At 44.8% G+C, this 2,812-nt stretch carries 3 protein-coding genes and 1 other RNA gene; 2 read left to right on the top strand and 2 right to left on the bottom strand.

Going from position 1 to position 2,812, the window contains the following annotated elements:
- Both AC3DOM_RS10675 and AC3DOM_RS10670 read right to left on the bottom strand, forming a co-directional pair.
- A partial coding sequence (locus AC3DOM_RS10675) for a hypothetical protein (protein WP_487919032.1) occupies positions 1-215 on the bottom strand: 215 nt, incomplete at its 3' end.
- Complete coding sequence (locus tag AC3DOM_RS10670) at positions 208-990, bottom strand: SIR2 family NAD-dependent protein deacylase (RefSeq protein WP_487919031.1); 783 nt, start codon at positions 988-990, stop codon at positions 208-210. The genes AC3DOM_RS10670 and AC3DOM_RS10675, both read right to left, overlap by 8 nt.
- A gap of 290 nt (positions 991-1,280) precedes the next feature.
- On the opposite strand from AC3DOM_RS10670, the gene ssrA reads away from it, so the two are divergent.
- Positions 1,281-1,674, top strand: a transfer-messenger RNA (tmRNA) gene (gene ssrA, locus AC3DOM_RS10665).
- A gap of 144 nt (positions 1,675-1,818) precedes the next feature.
- Positions 1,819-2,586: a hypothetical protein gene (locus AC3DOM_RS10660; RefSeq protein ID WP_487919030.1), complete on the top strand. Its 768-nt coding sequence runs from the start codon at positions 1,819-1,821 to the stop codon at positions 2,584-2,586.
- Positions 2,587-2,812 lie beyond the last annotated feature (226 nt).

Raw genomic sequence — 2,812 nt, 5'->3', positions numbered from 1 at the left:
ATATTCGGTAAATCCATATTGGTGGCAACCTGAAAATGAAGTTGTTTCGCTGCTTCGTCGTAGAGCAAGATCGAGGCTTCTGCGGCATCAGCGATTTCTGCGGAAACCTTTACGATCCTGTAAAGAAGCGTATTCAGATCAAGGGTGGAGGCAAGATCATGAGAAATTTCCACTAAACGACGATAATTTGCCAGTTTTTTTGTTTTACTATCCATGGTTGAGTACTCGATTGGTTAATTCTGGAAGCAGTTCTGCAACATCTTGAGAGAATACAATATCAGCGCGCACATCAAGATATGTGGGAGTTTGGTTGATAATGATGAGGTGTCCGCCACGGTCCAATGTTTGCATGGGCAGCCCCGCAACAGGTAAGACCTCCAGCGAAGAACCGATGACGAGGATCAGATCGCAATTGCGGGCAGCATTTTGAGCCTTGAGCCATGCTTTTTGAGGGAGTTGTTCGCCAAAGAGGATCACATCTGGCTTGAGAATTGCGTCACAACTGGGGCAGTGGGGAATGGTTCCCTCTTCAACAAAGGGTTTCAGATATGGAGCGGCTTCGATTTGCTGGTAACACTGTGTACACGAAAGAGTGCGCAGTGAGCCGTGCATTTCAATCAGATTTTTTGAGCCGGCTTTTTGATGCAGGATATCGATATTTTGGGTGATGATCGCATCCAGATAGCCGGAATTCTCAAGATCTGCAAGAGCGATGTGGGCAGCATTTGGTACAGCCCTGATGATTTGATTTGCAAGGGGGCGAAACCAGTTATAAAACCGGGATGGGTCATATCGAAAGACGGAGAGAGAAGCAGCATCCATAGCTTCGTTCTTGGCCCATAGGCCGGTGCCCTCCGACCGAAAATCTGGAATTCCAGACGGGGTGGATATCCCCGCTCCCGTAAGAGCAATGGGGTGTTTTGCTTGCCGATAAAGTTCTCCCGCAAACTCAATTTTTTTATTGACCTGACTGGCAATCCCTTGCATCATTTTTTATTCTCGTTCCCTACGATTATGGCCGAAGGTATATTGGTATGATGATTGGTGATGCTCTCTGGTTGGTAGAGGACCGCTGCCGCAATTTGATCCCCTTGATTTTGAGGCATTAAACCAACCAGAGGGAGCATGTTGAGATCATCATTAACGATCAGAAATTTCTCAGTAATGGATTTTCTCTTGGAGGTGGATAAATAAAGTCTAGCATAAAGCTAACATTCGAGCAAGAATTCTAAATCCTATCCTGTGTTTGAATTCTGCTTCATGCTATAATAGCGATGCATGGGGATGACAGGCTTCGACGGAGGAGGCTGATCCCGAATTGCGAGCCGAGAGGCGCCGATGCTCGTAAACTCAGCGCAAAAAACAAGTGCCAAACGCACACCTTACGCTGCTATGCCCCTCGCTGCTTAAGCGAAGATCATAGTAGTCGGTCTCAAGAGACCGCGTCCGCCTGTACCGAACTTCGTCGGGTCACAGGATCGGGCGACGCAAAGACGGAGTGCCGCATAAGATACCGCTAAATATGCGAAAGAGGACTTTCGGGTCCGAGCGGCTGACTGGAGAAATTTCCTGCTGATTGAGAATTCTCCGGTGACGATCATCAATCAGCTACGCTCGTAGATATTCGAGGCTCGATTTTTTCGGACGCGGGTTCGATTCCCGCCATCTCCACTAAAACGCATCCAAAAAGGATGCGTTTTTTGTTATTTGGGTGTGATCTTGAAGACGGCCGACTTTACCTAATTCCTATTGTGATTAGGTTTTGTTTTTGCTATACTGGCAACATCGATTAAGTTTACCAACGTAGAGGAGAATGATATGAAATACCAGCTAGCAAAACCTTTTTTGTTTTTGGTCGTCTTTATCCTGATTGTCGGCCTGGCCTGTGGCACTTCAACTCCAGATGAACCAGCACCTGCTGAAGAAGTAGAGGCGCCAGTTCAAGAGCCGCCGACAAGCCCCCCGCCAACCCCGGAGCCAGTAGCTCAAGAATACTACACAGAGGATTTTTCAGGTGACACAAGCCAGTGGACCTACTTTCTGGTTAAAGGTGGCGGAAACCCGACCTTCTCTGAGAATGATTTTGGCACAATGTATGTTGGTGTTGAAGATGAACGCATTCTCTTTGATCTTGGTAGCGAGGGACAATGGGCTTATGTCACCTATGATGCTTACGAATATGATAATGTACGGATTGATGTAGTTGCCGAAAATCGTGGTGTAAATACTAATAATGTCAGCTTAATTTGTCGTTATACGCCTGATGAGGGCTGGTACGAATTCAATATCGCAAATAATGGCCTCTTTTGGATATTCCATGCTATTATTCGTGCTGATGGGAATGTGATTTATACAGAAATTGCGGATGGTGGTTCCAACAAAATCAAGGCAGGCAAAGAGACCAATACTTATAGTATTATCTGCAATGAGCGAACCTTATCGCTTTTTATCAACGGTCACGAAACGCGTGTTCTTGAAGAAAACAATTATGTGCTGCGAGATGGACAGATTGGGGTCTCGGTTTCCTCTTTCGATGTCTTGCCTGTAAAGGTTGAGATTGATTCTGTAACAATCAGCCAGCCCTAACGCCCGAAAAAACTAAACCAGACAAAGCCCAAAGGATTAAAAACCATATGGGTTTTGTTTTTAATGGTTTTGTGTACCTTTTTTCTATGTTTTGTTAATATGATTCTTGTATCAATTTGTTATTCTTTATTCATAACCAGTTCAAAAAAAGTAAATAAAGAAAAATATTTTTACAGGAGTAAGACATGGCTAAAATCATAGGAATTGACCTTGGTACAACCAATAG

It is taken from the genome of Candidatus Desulfolinea nitratireducens (assembly GCF_982879505.1).
Note: the sequence above shows the minus strand (reverse complement) of the source record. Positions and strands in the feature narration are given on the sequence as shown.